This window comes from Peribacillus sp. NPDC097295 (assembly GCF_044761665.1).
In the GTDB taxonomy this organism is placed as follows: domain Bacteria; phylum Bacillota; class Bacilli; order Bacillales; family DSM-1321; genus Peribacillus.
In genome coordinates, this window is the sequence record NZ_JBIWCW010000001.1 from 136,121 (window position 1) to 151,206 (window position 15,086).

A 15,086-nucleotide genomic window follows, 5' to 3' on the forward strand; every position below is an offset into this window, starting at 1 on the left:
ATTTTATCTTTTTGTTGTGTATTGTTTATTTTCTATTAAAAAACATTCTATTAGATTACTTTTGCTTCACTGCGTAATAATTGAACAAGTTCGCTAACTTGGTTCGGAATTTCGCCAGTTAGAACTTTACCAGCTTCCTTTTTGGCCGGAAGGAAGATTTCAATCGTTTTTGTTTTTGCCTCGACATCGTCCTCTTCCAAATCCAAATCATCCAATTCCAACTCTTCAAGCGGCTTTTTCTTCGCTTTCATGATGCCTGGTAAAGACGGATAACGAGGTTCATTCAATCCTTGTTGCGCCGTCACTAGCAATGGAAGCGTAGCTTCGATTGTTTCTGAATCTCCTTCTACATCACGGATAACGCTTACATTTCCATTAGCGATGTTCAGTTTTGTGATGGTTGTGATGTAGGGAATATCCAATATTTCAGCCACACGTGGTCCCACTTGTCCTGATCCTCCATCAATGGCTACGTTTCCTGCAATGATTAGGTCAGCTTCTTTATCTTTTAAGTATTCTCCAATAATTTTGGCAGTCGTAAATTGATCGCCATTTTCTATGTCGTCTTCAATATTTATTAAAACGGCTTTGTCAGCACCCATAGCAAGCGCTGTGCGCAATTGTTTTTCTGCCTCTTCAGATCCGACGGAAATAACCGTAACTTCTCCACCTTGAGCGTCACGTACTTGGATTGCTTCTTCTACGGCATACTCATCGTATGGATTGATGATGAACTCTGCTCCATCCTCATTGATTTTTCCGTTAGAAAGCGTAATTTTTTCTTCTGTATCAAATGTTCTTTTCAGTAGCACATAAATGTTCACGATAATACCTCCCGAATAATTTGAGTTTTGAAGATTATGAATTTTAGGCATACTCTTATGTTATTCTCCAGGATTCTTCAAAATCCTGCTTGTTTTTTAAATATAAGTTATATTTTTACTGATATTTAAATGTTGCTTTAGAATCATTGTCCTTTGAAAACCGCTTCCCTTTTTTCAATAAACGCTGAAATGCCTTCTTTTGCGTCAGCGGAGTCAAAGGCCTGACCGAATAAAACAGTTTCTCTTTCAACACCTTTATAGAAGGAATCATTCTTCGTATAATTCAATAGTTCAATAGCTGCCTTCAAGGCAAGTGGACTTTTCTTGGCAATTTTAGAAGCCAATTCCTTCGCTTTCGGAAGTAATTCTTCATCAGTGTACGCATGGTTGGCCAATCCCCACTGCACCGCTTGTGTACCCGTTATCGGCTCACTGGTAAATAGCATTTCTGCGGCTTTTGCCGTCCCGACATATCTTGGCAGGCGTTGCGAGCCAGCATATCCAGGAATTAACCCTAGCTGTAATTCTGGCAACCCTAATTTTGCCCGTTCCGTTACTAATCGAATGTGACAGGCCATAGCTAGTTCTAATCCTCCGCCAAGGGCTGCTCCATGAATGGCCGCAACAACCGGCTTTGGAAAAGATTCAATTCTTTCAAACACCGATTGACCATTTAGGGCCAGTTTCTCAAAAGCCTTACCATTTTCTACACTAGTAAATTCTTTGATATCCGCTCCTGCCGAGAAGAACCTACCTTCACCATGAAGAAGTACCACACGCACATCCTCATTGCCTTCAATTTGATCGAAGGCCTGCGCCAATTCCTGGATGATTGCTGATGAAAGTGCATTTGCAGGTGCATGATCAATCGTTATCAAAGCAACATGATTTTCGACTGCAAGCTTAAGGTATTCCATATCAATCTCTCCCATCATAGTCAAATTTTTTCGAAAATTCATTATGTACCACTTTCCGAAGAAAAAGCCGAAAGCTAAATGGCCAGAGGATGGTTCTAGCCATCCCCTATCCAAGCCTTAACCTTTCGTTCCACAACCACCAAGCAATAAATGATGAACATCTTTTGCAAGATCAGAGAGTGAATACTTTTGTTCATTCATCACCCAAGTTGTCACAGTTTCATCAATGGTTCCAAAAATCATTTGTCTAGCGAGTAAATTATTTAGATCAGGCTGAAATTCGCCATTTTCTTTCCCGTCGGTAATGATTTGATCGATTAAATTTAAATATCCTCTTAATACTTCATTAATCCTAAGTCGTAATTCTTTATTCGACTGCCTTAATTCCAATTGAGTGACAATTGCTAAGTTCACGTCTTCTGAAAGGATTTGAAAATGTTTTTGAATTAATAGGAACAGTTTTTCTGAAACTGAGGTCTTGCCTTTTAATTCTTCTTCAATTTGTTCTACAAAGTAGCCCATCTTTTCATGAAATAATGATATTAAAATATCTTCTTTATTTTTAAAATAAAGATAAATAGTGCCATCTGCCACGCCTGCTTGCTTGGCGATTTTGGATACTTGTGCTTGATAATAACCATTTTGGGCGATGACTATTACAGCTGCGTCAATAATTTGATTATACTTTGGTCTGTTGCGTTTCACTGGATGTCCCCTTTCAGAAAATGAATGAACCATCATTCATATTTCTATCATAAAATGATGACTCTCTACTGTCAAGAAGAAAGTCCCTTAGAATCAAAACATCCTAGTTTATTTTACCTCTCATGATGCAAGGTTGTCCAGTTGATCCGTAAACGGAGCTCAATCGACACCAGCTCCGTAAGAATTTCACGCCTCTTTCTTTTCAGTGGGGACTTTTTTCTTTTCTTCATCAATAAGGACTCTACGTAAAATCTTACCAATCACCGTTTTAGGGAGCTCATCTCTAAATTCATAAAGACGCGGCACCTTATAGGAGGCCAAGCTCTTTCTCACAAATCGATTCAATTCCTCTTCCGTTACGCTTGCACCTTTTTTCAATACAACATAAGCCTTGACCGTTTCACCACGATATGGGTCCGGGATACCTGCGACCACCACTTCCTGGACTGCCTCATGTTCATACAGTACCTCTTCCACTTCACGCGGATAAATGTTAAAGCCTCCGGCAATGATGGTATCTTTTTTCCGTTCGACCACATAAAAGAAACCTCTTTCATCCATGTATCCTAAATCACCCGTAAGAAGCCAGCCGTTTTTAAAGGTATTTTCCGTATCATCTGGACGGTTCCAATAGCCCTTCATCACTTGTGGGCCTTTAATCGCTATTTCACCAATTTCATTAGGTGGAAGTTCCTCCCCCGTCTCTAAGGATAGAATGGCTGAGTCCGTATCCGGCCAAGGCAAACCGATGCTCCCTTTAACGCGGGGTTGATCCCAGATGAAGTTGGCATGGGTAACTGGAGATGTCTCCGAAAGACCAAAACCTTCAACTAGCTTTCCTCCGGTCACTTTCTCAAATTGCTCCTGAACTTCTAATGGAAGTGGTGCCGATCCGCTTAGGCAAGCTTCGATTGAAGAAAGGTCATACTTTGAAACATCAGGATGATTCAATAAACCGATATACATCGTCGGTGCTCCCGGAAACAGTGTGGGTCTCTGCTTTTGAATGGTTTTCAAAGTGGATTCAACATCAAATTTCGGCATGATGATCATCGTGTTCCCTTCCATGACGGAGAGAACCAGAACAGTCGTCATTCCGTACACATGGAAAAATGGAAGGATGGCCAGAACCCTTTCTTCACCACGTTTACATCTATACAGCCAAGCATTGCACATCGCCGTATTTGCAATTAAGTTCTTATGGGTGAGCATGACGCCTTTAGGAGTACCAGTTGTTCCCCCTGTATATTGCAATAAGGCCAGGTCATTTTCGACATCAATCGGCTCAGCAACTTCTCCCGTTATTTTATGCTTCATGATTTCAGTGAATAAATGGTGATTCCCTGCATGCTCCACCTTGACGACAATGCCGTATTCCTTCTTTTGAATAAAAGGATAGATGAGGTTTTTCGGGAATGGCAAGTAGTCTTTGATAGCGGTTACAATAATATGCTCAATTTCTGTACCTTGGGAAGCAGCCGTGACGCGTGGAAATAATATGTCCATCGCCAAGATTATTTTCGCTCCTGAGTCCTTCAATTGTTGCTGCAGTTCACGTTCCGTATAAGTAGGATTTGTTTGGACGACTACACCACCCGCCATCAATATCCCAAAAAAACTAATGACTCCTTGTGGACAATTGGGAAGCATGACGGCAACGCGCTCTCCCTTTCTAAGACCGATACTCTTTAGATAGGATGCAAACTTCGTCGCGGATTCATATACCTCCTTGAAAGTTAATTCCTTCCCTTGGAAGTGAATGGACACCTTATCTGGAAATTCATCAGCGGCTTCCTTCAATAATGAATATAGCGGTTTATCATCATAAGATAAAACAGTGGGTATTTGTTCCGGGTACATGGCTTGCCATGGCTTATTGCTCATTTGCCCCCTCCTTCTGAATATTCTTAATACTCTCACTTATTATAATACAGTCGGTATTTTCTTACAATTATTGTATTTGAAAAAAATAAGCATAAAGGAGGATAATCAGGCGTAGAACAGTCTAATTCTTTCGTTTTAGAAAAATCATTTGGCCATTTTTTGCGCTAAAGATGTTGGATTCGCTTGAAACGCGGTTTACCTTTTAACCCTAAACCAATATCTATAGAGTTCTTTAAAACCTAATCTTGCATAGAGATTCCGGGCAGGGTCATTCGTAAGCACCACTTGGAGATAGGCGTTTTTTGCTCCATTCTCCTTTCCCCAATATAGGAGATTTCTAACGAGCTTCGTTCCATATCCCTGGTTTCGGAATTCCACATCCGTGGCGATATTGAACAGCCCTATGTATCCATCCTCCAGAACACCCAGACCGCAGGCAAGTGTTGATTCCTCCTCATCCGCCACAAAGATAAAACAGGTAGTTGGTATGATGTTGTCCAATACACTCCTGAAAATGGACTGATTACTTTCCTGAATATTATTTAACCTACAAAAATCGTGAAAGCGGGATTCTGGCATCTCATTGTATATAAGTACGTTGGTTTCATTTGGTGCTTCCATTTCTGTTAATGATAATGCTTGCACACTGGTCCTACTTTCGATACTATATTCTAATGCTTCAAGGGTATGGTCTAAACCGTCCGGACTAGCTAGCGGGGTTATTTTATAAGCCACCTGAATGTTTCGTTCCGTAAATGCTGTTTCACTTCTTCCTATTTTTCCAATCACATCCTCATCATAAGAAGGATAAAGGGGATTTATGGAGTTTGCCCTTTTTGTATAACCATTCGCATAGCGCAAAATCCATCCATCATCCATTTGCGTTTGCAGTGCCGGCAAAGCATTCATTGATAGCTCTTCGATTTTCCTTATTAGTTTAGGCTGTTTCATATTTCTTCCTCCATGTTCGAACAACAAGTTTCGATAAATAAAGATAGACCTAAAAAGAAGCGACACAGAGGCCGCTTCTTTTTAGGTCAAGAATACCATATAAATGATTCCAAGCAGAAAAAAAATTCCGCAAAAAACAATTAAAACCTTTGCAAGCTTCTCCACAGTTTTCTCCCTCTCATGCAGGACATTAAGATATACCGGCACCGATGACAAAGGATAATGCGATTGAAATGATCATCGCAAGAAATCCCACTGCCCGATTATCTTTTTGTATCTCTTCATCTATTTTAAATCTAGGCGTCATAAATTCAAAAATAAAATAACCGATGAGTAACAGGACAAAACCATATACGCCCCAGGCAATCATTGTAAGCAGAGAGTTCTGATGGAGAATGGACTGTTGAAACACATAGGCAATCCCAAAAATTTTGCCACCGGTGGCCATCGCGACAGATAGATTCCCCTGTTTGATTTCCTCCCAGTTTTTGTACTTTGTGACAAGTTCAAAAACGGCTAAAAAAACAATTATGCATAATATAACGACGCTATATCTGGCAGCTATATACACATATTCATTTTCCCATATGTTCTCCATGAGACAACTCCCTTACGGTATGTGACCAACCCGGCTGGGCAGCATGCCGGAATGACACTTTTCCTTTATTTAAATTCAACGACGGTAACACCTGTGCCACCTTCTCCGGCTTCCCCGAAACGAATTTTCTTGACTGATCTGTGATTCTTCAAATATTCCTGAACCCCAGACCGAAGCGCACCCGTTCCTTTACCATGTATGATGGACACACGCGAGTATCCTGCAAGCAAAGCATCATCGACATATTTTTCGACTCTCGACAAGGCACTTTCATAACGCTCCCCCCGAAGGTCCAGCTCCAGGCTAACATGGTAGTCTCTTCCTTTTATCGTGGTTAGCGGTTTCGTTTCTTTTACTTTCGTCGTCTTTATGAATTCAAGATCGGATTCCTTCACTTTCATTTTCATGATCCCGATTTGTACCTGCCATTCATTATTCGACACCTTCTCAATCAAATTACCTTTTTGACCAAAGCTTACCACCTTAACCTCATCGCCTGGATTCAATGTTTTTTCCAGAGGCTTAGCTACTTTTTTGGTGGATTTCTTTACTTTTGGCGTCGCTTCTTCAAGCCGTTTTTTCGCATCGATCAATTCATGCTCTTTTACATCGGCATGCTTCTCAAGTCGAAGTTGGCGCAACTCAGCAATAATCGCTTCCGCTTCTTCTTTCGCTTTTTCGACGATGGCCGCCGCTTCTTTGGCTGCTTTATCTCCCAATGCGTCTCGTTCTTCATTATATTGATTCATTTGCTTTTGTAGGTCTTTGTGGAGAATGTCAGCCTGTTTTAGAAGCTCGGCAGCTTCCAATTCCTCTTCTTCTGCCTTCTTGCGGCTGTCTTCAAGAGAAGCTATCATATTCTCGACCTTATTCGTATCCTCGCCAATATGGCTGCGGGCATTGTTAATCACGCTCTCTTCCAAACCAAGTCGCTTGGAAATTTCAAACGCATTACTCCGACCTGGAACGCCGATTAATAGCTTGTATGTCGGGCTCAAGGTCTCGACATTGAATTCAACGCTTGCATTAATGACGCCTTCACGGTCATAACCATAAGCCTTCAACTCAGGATAATGAGTCGTCGCGATCACACGTGCTCCTCGCTTGAACACTTCATCCAATATGGATATCGCAAGTGCAGCTCCTTCTTGGGGGTCGGTTCCCGCTCCAAGTTCATCGAATAATACAAGACTGTCATGATCGACTTTCTTTAATATATCGACAATATTGACCATATGGGACGAGAACGTACTCAAGCTTTGCTCGATTGACTGCTCATCCCCGATATCCGCATAGATGGATGAAAATACCGCTGTTTCGGAACCATCTAGTGCGGGAATCTGCAGTCCAGCCTGGGCCATCAACGTGCAGATACCTATTGTCTTAAGCGTGACCGTCTTACCCCCTGTATTCGGACCAGTGATCACAATCGTCGTAAAATCCTCTCCAAGGAAAATATCATTGGCTACCACAACATCGCTTGGAATGAGCGGATGTTTCGCTTTGAATAATTTCACTCGGCCTTCATCATTTAATAGCGGTTTTGACCCTTTTATCGCTTTTGCATATTTCGCTTTTGCAACAAGGAAATCCACATGAGCGAGCACCTTGACGTTATGGAATAGTTCTGGAGTGAACTCTCCTACCTTTTCTGATATCTCGACCAGGATACGTTCGATTTCCTGCGTTTCCTTCACACGTGTTTCCTGAAGGACATTATTCAATTGGACAATCACCTGTGGTTCAATGAACAACGTTTGCCCGGATGAAGATTGGTCATGAATAATTCCACCATACACACTGCGGTATTCCTGTTTTACAGGGATGACAAAGCGGTCATTACGGATTGTGATGATGGCATCTGACAACATTTTCGTTGCATTCGAAGAACGGATCATGCTTTCAAGTTTTTCTCGAACCCGGCTTTCATTCGTGCGAATCTGATTTCGAAGCGTTCGCAACTTATCGCTTGCTGAATCCATCACTTCGCCATGTTCACTGATGGCATAAGTAATTTCCTGCTGCAATTCAATCAAGGGATGGAGGGAATCGATATATTCGGCTAAAAGCGGAACCTCAATCTCCTGTTCCGCAATTTCTTCGAAAAATCGAGTCAGGATCCGTCCTGCACGAATGGTGCTGGCCGTTTCCATCAACTCCATCGGGGATAACATGCCCCCGATTTGCGCCCGCTTAGCCTGAAGGCGGATATCGAAAATCCCGCCCAATGGCAGATTGCCCTTTAACCGCACAATTTTAGCCGCCTCATCCGTTTCATCCTGCCATTTCGATACTTCCTCGAAATCGGTTGAAGGCATTAATTGCTGTGCCTTCTCCTTTCCTATGGCAGATGAAGCATGGGAAACCAATTGTTCTCTAATTTTATGAAATTCCAATGTCTTTAAAGCTTTATTATGCATGGAGTTAAAACTCCTCCTCCTAAGTGGGTAAATAGTTAGTCATTTCTCTTTAAAAACGTCAATAATCCATCCGTATCCATCGCATTAAGGACAGTTGATTTTTTTATCCAGCCTTTTTTAGCGGACGAAACTCCTACCGGCATATGTTCTAGCATATCAATACTATGGGCATCGGTATTAATGACGACTGTAACTCCCGCTTCCTGAGCTTTACGTAAATTGGGCGGAGCCAAATCCAGTCGATTCGGGTTTGCATTCAATTCTAAAGCCGTATTCGTATCTCGTGCAAGTTCGATAAGCATATCCATATCGACATCATAACCGGTTCGTCTGCCAATGATTCTTCCAGTAGGATGGGCAATAATATCGACATGCGGATTGTTCAGGGCCGTTTTCAGCCTTTCCATGATCGTTTCACGCGGTTGCGAAAAACTTGAATGGATGGAGGCGATGACCAAGTCCATCTCTGCCAATAATTCATCATCATAATCAAGGGTACCATCCGGAAGGATATCCATTTCGATTCCTGATAACACTGTGAAATCATCATATTTTTCATTAAGGTCATGAATGATTTGTTTCTGTTCGCGTAAGCGCTCCACAGTTAAGCCATTCGCCACTTTCAAATACTGTGAATGGTCGGTGATGGCCATATACTTGTAGCCTTTGGCGCGACAAGCTTCAATCATTTCTTCAATGGAATAAGCTCCATCGCTCCAAGTGGTATGCATATGCAGGTCTCCCTGAATATCTTCCACATTTATAAGTGGTTCACTTTCATTATACTGTTCCACTTCCGTTCCATCTTCGCGTAATTCAGGAGGGATGAATGGAAGGCCAAAATGGTTGTAAAATTGCTCTTCGGTTTCAAAAGTCAAGATTTCTCCCGTCTCAGCCACTTCCACACCATATTCACTGATCTTTTCTCCCCGATCTTTGGCCAACTGGCGCATCCGGACATTGTGATCCTTCGAACCAGTGAAATGGTGAAGAGTCGTGATGAACTCCTTATCTTGGACAATCCGGAAATCGACGGAAATATCATACTCATAATCAAGAACGACCGACACCTTTGTATCGCCCGCTGCAATGACTTGCTTTATGCCAGGCAATGATAGAAGTTGGTTTTTCACTTCATCGGGATGATCCGTGGAAATGATGAAATCTAGGTCTTTTATCGTTTCCCTCATCCGTCTCATACTGCCCGCTCTTGAAGAACGCGTGATATGCTCCATATTGGCAATAGCCATTTCGATATCGTCAGCAATCGGTCTCATGAAGGCGAGTGGAAGCCTGTCAGGTCTTGATCCCGCTTCAGCAATGGCAGACAAAATCTTTTCTTCCGTCTTTTTACCGAAGCCGGTCAATGCCGCAACACGCCCTTCCACGCATGCCAGTTTGAGGTCATTCACATCATTGATATGTAATTCTTTGTGTAGCTTGGCAATTTTTTTACCACCTAAACCTTGTAACTGTAAAAGCGGGATCAAGCCCTTTGGCACCTGCTCCTGAAGCTCCTCCAGAACGGTCGACTTCCCTTCATTGATATATTCCTCAATGACGGATGCCGTTCCTTTTCCGATGCCATTCAACGCCGTAAAATCGTCAATGGCCGTTAGGCTCCGGTCATCCGTTTCCAAAGCGCCAGCGGCCTTACGGAAAGCAGATACCTTAAAAGGATTTTCTCCTTTAAGCTCCATGTATATAGCAATCTTTTCTAATAATTTAATAATATCTTTTTTATTGACTGTCATTTTTTTCACCACCAAAATTAGTAGGGAAACTCCCTTAGATACTGTCTTAAAGATACCTTTCTTAAAGACAAAGTACAAGCAGTGCGATTATTATCTATACGAATCAGCGGTTAAGAGGTTTCACGCTAATCCATAGAAAAGGGCCCTACCCTTTCAAAGTATGACGAACTACAACTTTGTTAGAGGTATTGGACCCTAATTTAATGTGGTTATGATTGTTTTACTTATTAAACCAAAGGTCTTTCACCTGTTCAGACAGGAAAGGTGTATGTTTCACAATCGTTTCTGCCATAAAGGAGCTGGTTAGTGGTTCCTGAATGGAATCCATTGGCAGCAAGGCGCCTATGTATAATATAATAAAGATGATAAGATAGACTTCGGCAAATCCCAATATCGCTCCTCCCCAACGATTCAGCTGTTTTAAAATCGGCAGGTAGGTGATGAAATTGAGCATGGACCCAATCATGTGCCAAAGAATCTTTGTGGCAAAGAACACAATGGCAAAGGCAATGGCGTTGTAATAAGCGGTCTCAAGCCCAACCGATTCGAAAAACATATTGAGTGTCGAAGAATCACCTATTGCAGGAAATGGAATCCACATTTTCAAATTGGGTGCTAGATTGCCATAGAAGACGTAAGCGACAATGAAAGCTACAATAAAGCCTGTCATATGAACCAGTTGTAAAATAAAGCCACGCTTCAAACCGATTAATAAACCGATTAAAAGAATGGCCAGAATTGCTAAATCAAGCATCTACTCAGTCCTTCTCTCTCTTTAATTCCAGTTGAAGCTGGTCTAGTTCGTCCTTTAATTTAATATATTCGTGAATTGTATTCACCGCGGTCAACACCGCAAGCTTACTCGTATCCAAATATGGGTTTTTCATACCGATTTCTCTCATTTTCTCGTCAACCATTGAAGCAACAAGGCGCATATGGCTTGCGCTTTCAGTACCGACGATAGTATATGGTTGTCCGTATATGTCAACTGTCGTTTTATTTCGTTTATCGTCTGACAAAATGATGCCTCCAATCTAAAACAATCCTATTTCTATCATATCATGAAGTTTTTCGTCATGAAAGAGAGTACATTGTCATTTCTCGCATAAAAATTGTGATAATTTGTCAGATTCAAATATCTTTAGTATGAATATTCCCTTAATAATTCAAATTGAGTGAGGAGCCCATTAATTATGTCCCATGTTGTTTTACTTACAAGTCCTGTCCAAATACAGGCCATGAAAGTTCATTATGTAAATGCACTAGTCTCCAAGCTTCCACCCGGAAGCATATTTTCTGCAAAGCCTCCGCTATGTACGGTAACAGCCTATAAATCGGGCAAGGTCCTTTTTCAAGGGAAAAATGCAGAAATAGAAGCTGCAAAATGGCAGAAGGATGCAGTCATTCCTAAGGAAAAGGCCTCCTCTCCTACTTCTCCAGTAAAGGTCCATCGCTATTTACCACCTGCTAACATCGCCACCATGTCGGTTATTGGTTCTGATGAAGTCGGGACAGGCGATTATTTTGGCCCGATTACCGTTGTAGCTGCCTATGCCAAAAAGGAACAATTACTTTTATTGAAAGAACTCGGTGTTCAAGATTCAAAAAACCTGAAAGACCCGCAAATCATTGAAATTGCTAAACAAATCAAGGATGTCGTCCCATTTAGCCTGCTGACATGTGACAATCCGAAATATAATATGCTTCAGGCAAAAGGAATGTCTCAAGGGAAGATTAAAGCACTCCTTCATAATCAAGCCATCAAGCATCTGATTCAAAAGATCCAACCGGAACAAGCTGAAGCTGTCCTGATTGATCAATTCGCCCAGCCAAATGTATTTTTCAATTATTTGAAAGGCCAGGAGCAATTCCAGGCAAATGCTACCTATCTGAGTACGAAAGCGGAAGGCATTCATCTCTCCGTCGCCGCTGCTTCGATTCTTGCTCGTTACGCATTTGTAAAACGCTTTGATCTGTTAAGCGAAAAAGCGGGTTTCCGTATTCCTAAAGGAGCAGGATTTGCGGTCGATGAAGCAGCTGCACGTTTAATCCATGAAAAAGGAATCGACGCCTTGAACGACTTTACAAAAACGCATTTTGCCAATACGGAAAAAGCGAAGAGAATCTATCAGAAGAAATACGGGAAATGAGAATAGAGCAATCGGAGGACGGTCGCCTCCAAAATCTTTGTTTAGAATTTAGTAAGTGGCTAAGGAAGCTTATTTTCATTGAGAGATGAATTTTTTTAACAAACTTGCCGACTATAAGAAAGTACATATTTCTTTAGGAGGCGGTATTATGCAATTATCAGCGAGAAATCAATTAACTGGGAAAATTACGGATGTAAAAACGGGACCCATATCAACAGAAATAACAATGAATATTAACGGTGTAGACATCGTATCCAGTATTACTACTGCATCTGCAGAATCCTTGAACCTGAAAGTGGATGATGAGGCAACAGCAATCATCAAAGCCAGTTCCATCATGATTGCAAAGTAATTAAAAATAAGCAAAATAGACTTCTAAGTTTAGTTTTCACGTAACCGACAATCTTTTAATGGTTCATAAAAAAACAGCCTCCTGATATATCAGGAGGCTGCCTTATTGTTACATTTTATCCTCGTAATTCTGCTCCGGCTTTTTCTTTAACCGCTTCAAGCACTTTCTCATGGGCTTTCGTGATATCCTCGTCCGTCAATGTGCGTTCCGGATCGAAGTATTTCAATGAATAGGCAATGGACTTCTTGCCTTCTTCCATTTTTTCACCTTCGTATAAGTCGAAGATGCTGACTTCTTTCAACAGCTTGCCACCGGCTTCTAATATGATGCTTTGAATGTCGCCTGCTTTCGTTGCTTGGTCGACTACCAGCGCGATATCGCGTGTGGTCGATGGATAGCGCGGAATGGTTTGATACGCAATTGGCGCCACTTCCGCTTCAGCCATAGCTTTGAAGGAAAGTTCGAAGATGTAGGTTTCCTTAATATCCAAATCCTTCTGAACAGTAGGATGCACTTGCCCGATGAAGCCTATCACTTCTCCATCTAAAAGTACTTCCGCTGTCCGTCCTGGGTGCATATCTTTGATTTCTGCTTGACGATAACTGATTTTTTCAGTTAACCCGAGCGTATCGAATAATGCTTCAATCACACCTTTTGCCACATAGAAATCCACGGATTTCTGTTCGCCTTGCCAAGGTTGTGATTCCCAAAGACCTGTAATGGCTCCAGCTACATGCTCTTTCTCTTCGGGAAGCTCGTGATCATCCTTTTTGAAGAAGACAGAACCAATTTCATATAGTGCAAGTGAGTCAAGCTGACGAGCATTATTATATTTCACGACTTCTAATAATTGTGGAACGATGCTTAAACGCAACTGGCTCCGTTCTTCACTCATCGGCATCGCCAAACGAATGGAATCAAGGGCATTCAATGCGAATTGAGCCGCTTTTTCCTCGCTTGTCAACGAATACGTAACCGCTTGATACAGTCCTGCTCCTTCAAGGGTACGACGGATTTTACGACGTTTCATTTGGTAATCGGTCAATTGACCAGGAGTCGCAGCACCAACCGGCAATGTTGCAGGAATGTTGTCATATCCATAAAGACGGGCAGCTTCTTCCACTAAATCTGCTTCAATTGTAATATCACCACGGCGAGTTGGGACCGTAATGGTGAATGTTTCATTATCCAACGTTACGCCAAATTGAAGACGTTTGAAGATGGATTCCACTTCGGAAACAGACATATCCGTACCAAGAAGGGTATTGATTTTTTCAAGGGTAATGCTAATGACAACCGGTTCCATCGTCAATTCATCGACCTCTGCCGTACCTTGTAGAATCGTTCCGCCTGCATATTGTGCCATCAACTGAGCTGCACGTTCTCCGGCTTCACGCACGCGAGCGGGATCGACACCCTTTTCAAAACGGGCACTGGCTTCACTACGTAATCCGTGATCTTTCGAAGCTTTACGTACAACTGTCCCGGCAAAATAAGCACTTTCGATAATGACGGTCGTCGTATCATTCTTCACTTCTGAATTCGCCCCGCCCATTACTCCTGCAATCGCAACTGGCTCAGTGCCGTTCGTGATGACCAGATGATCTGGCGATAATGTACGTTCCGTTTCATCCAATGTCACGATTTTTTCTGCTTCATTCGCTCTACGGATGACGATTTCCTTTGAACCCAAACGGTCATAATCAAAGGCATGAAGTGGCTGACCATATTCAAGTAAAATGTAATTCGTGATATCGACCACGTTATTATGCGGACGAATGCCTGCAGACATAAGGCGGGTCTGCATCCAAAGAGGAGACGGCCCTACTTTTACATCTTTGATGATTTTAGCGATGTATAGTGGATTATCTTCTTTCGCTTCCACTTTGATACTGATATAATCCGTAGCTTTTTCAGCTGCTTCTTCTTTTTCGATGACTGGCCATTTCACGTCACGACCTAGTATGGCTCCGACTTCATATGCAACACCTAGCATGCTTAAAGCGTCTGAACGATTTGGTGTCAAACCAAGTTCCAGTATTTCATCACTTAAGCCAAGCTCTTCTAGCGCATCTTTGCCGACTTCCACATCATTAGGGAAAACGAAAATGCCTGTTGCATAATCTTTGGAAACGATTTTGGATTCAAAACCTAATTCTTGAAGCGAGCAAATCATTCCGTGAGATTCTTCTCCACGAAGCTTAGCTTTCTTGATTTTAAAATTACCTGGGAGTACTGCGCCCACAGTCGCTACAGCTACTTTCTGGCCTTTATCCACATTCGGGGCTCCACAGACGATTTGTACCGGGTTCTCCGCTCCGATATCAACTAAGCATTTATTCAATTTATCGGCATTAGGATGTTGTTCGCGCTCTAACACATGCCCGATGACAATCCCTTTAAGCCCTTCACTTTTCTTTTCTACCCCTTCAACCTCGATGCCGCTTTTGGTGATTTTATCCGCAAGCTCTGTTGCATTGATGCCGGATAGGTCTACATAATCCTGCAACCATTTATAAGACACATACATG

Annotated in this window: 13 protein-coding genes; 2 read left to right on the forward strand and 11 right to left on the reverse strand. The window is 42.0% G+C overall.

All coding sequences use genetic code 11. From position 1 onward, the window contains the following. Positions 1–50 precede the first annotated feature (50 nt). The 10 genes from ACIQXN_RS00655 to zapA form a co-directional block, all read right to left on the reverse strand. Positions 51–824, reverse strand: a complete 774-nt coding sequence (locus tag ACIQXN_RS00655) for an electron transfer flavoprotein subunit beta/FixA family protein (RefSeq protein ID WP_402960705.1) — start codon at positions 822–824, stop codon at positions 51–53. Between the two features lie 143 nt (positions 825–967). Further along, entirely contained in the window at positions 968–1,741 is a 774-nt protein-coding gene (locus ACIQXN_RS00660) for an enoyl-CoA hydratase (protein WP_402960707.1), read from the reverse strand. A gap of 117 nt (positions 1,742–1,858) precedes the next feature. Then, the gene (locus ACIQXN_RS00665; protein WP_402960709.1) at positions 1,859–2,446 is read right to left on the reverse strand and encodes a fatty acid metabolism transcriptional regulator FadR; all 588 of its coding nucleotides are present in this window, start codon (positions 2,444–2,446) and stop codon (positions 1,859–1,861) included. Between the two features lie 186 nt (positions 2,447–2,632). After that, positions 2,633–4,330, reverse strand: a complete 1,698-nt coding sequence (locus tag ACIQXN_RS00670) for an AMP-binding protein (protein WP_402960711.1) — start codon at positions 4,328–4,330, stop codon at positions 2,633–2,635. Positions 4,331–4,525: 195 nt separating this feature from the next. Further along, a complete protein-coding gene (locus ACIQXN_RS00675) occupies positions 4,526–5,281 on the reverse strand; it encodes a GNAT family N-acetyltransferase (RefSeq protein WP_402960712.1) in 756 nt (251 codons plus the stop codon). Between the two features lie 190 nt (positions 5,282–5,471). After that, the gene (locus tag ACIQXN_RS00680) at positions 5,472–5,879 is read right to left on the reverse strand and encodes a DUF350 domain-containing protein (RefSeq protein ID WP_402960714.1); all 408 of its coding nucleotides are present in this window, start codon (positions 5,877–5,879) and stop codon (positions 5,472–5,474) included. 65 nt (positions 5,880–5,944) lie between these two features. Beyond that, entirely contained in the window at positions 5,945–8,299 is a 2,355-nt protein-coding gene (locus tag ACIQXN_RS00685; protein ID WP_402960716.1) for an endonuclease MutS2, read from the reverse strand. 35 nt (positions 8,300–8,334) lie between these two features. Further along, entirely contained in the window at positions 8,335–10,053 is a 1,719-nt protein-coding gene (gene polX, locus ACIQXN_RS00690) for a DNA polymerase/3'-5' exonuclease PolX (protein WP_402960718.1), read from the reverse strand. 220 nt (positions 10,054–10,273) lie between these two features. Beyond that, a complete protein-coding gene (locus ACIQXN_RS00695; RefSeq protein WP_402960720.1) occupies positions 10,274–10,807 on the reverse strand; it encodes a CvpA family protein in 534 nt (177 codons plus the stop codon). A gap of 4 nt (positions 10,808–10,811) precedes the next feature. Beyond that, the gene (gene zapA / locus ACIQXN_RS00700; protein WP_402960722.1) at positions 10,812–11,072 is read right to left on the reverse strand and encodes a cell division protein ZapA; all 261 of its coding nucleotides are present in this window, start codon (positions 11,070–11,072) and stop codon (positions 10,812–10,814) included. A 174-nt stretch (positions 11,073–11,246) separates the two neighbouring features. Between zapA and rnhC the strand changes: the two genes are divergently transcribed. After that, a complete protein-coding gene (rnhC, locus tag ACIQXN_RS00705; protein WP_402960724.1) occupies positions 11,247–12,203 on the forward strand; it encodes a ribonuclease HIII in 957 nt (318 codons plus the stop codon). Positions 12,204–12,351: 148 nt separating this feature from the next. Beyond that, entirely contained in the window at positions 12,352–12,555 is a 204-nt protein-coding gene (locus ACIQXN_RS00710) for a TOBE domain-containing protein (RefSeq protein ID WP_402960726.1), read from the forward strand. Positions 12,556–12,670: 115 nt separating this feature from the next. On the opposite strand, the gene pheT is transcribed toward ACIQXN_RS00710, so the two are convergent. Continuing rightward, the gene (gene pheT / locus ACIQXN_RS00715; RefSeq protein WP_402960728.1) at positions 12,671–15,085 is read right to left on the reverse strand and encodes a phenylalanine--tRNA ligase subunit beta; all 2,415 of its coding nucleotides are present in this window, start codon (positions 15,083–15,085) and stop codon (positions 12,671–12,673) included. Between the last annotated feature and the right edge of the window lies 1 nt (position 15,086).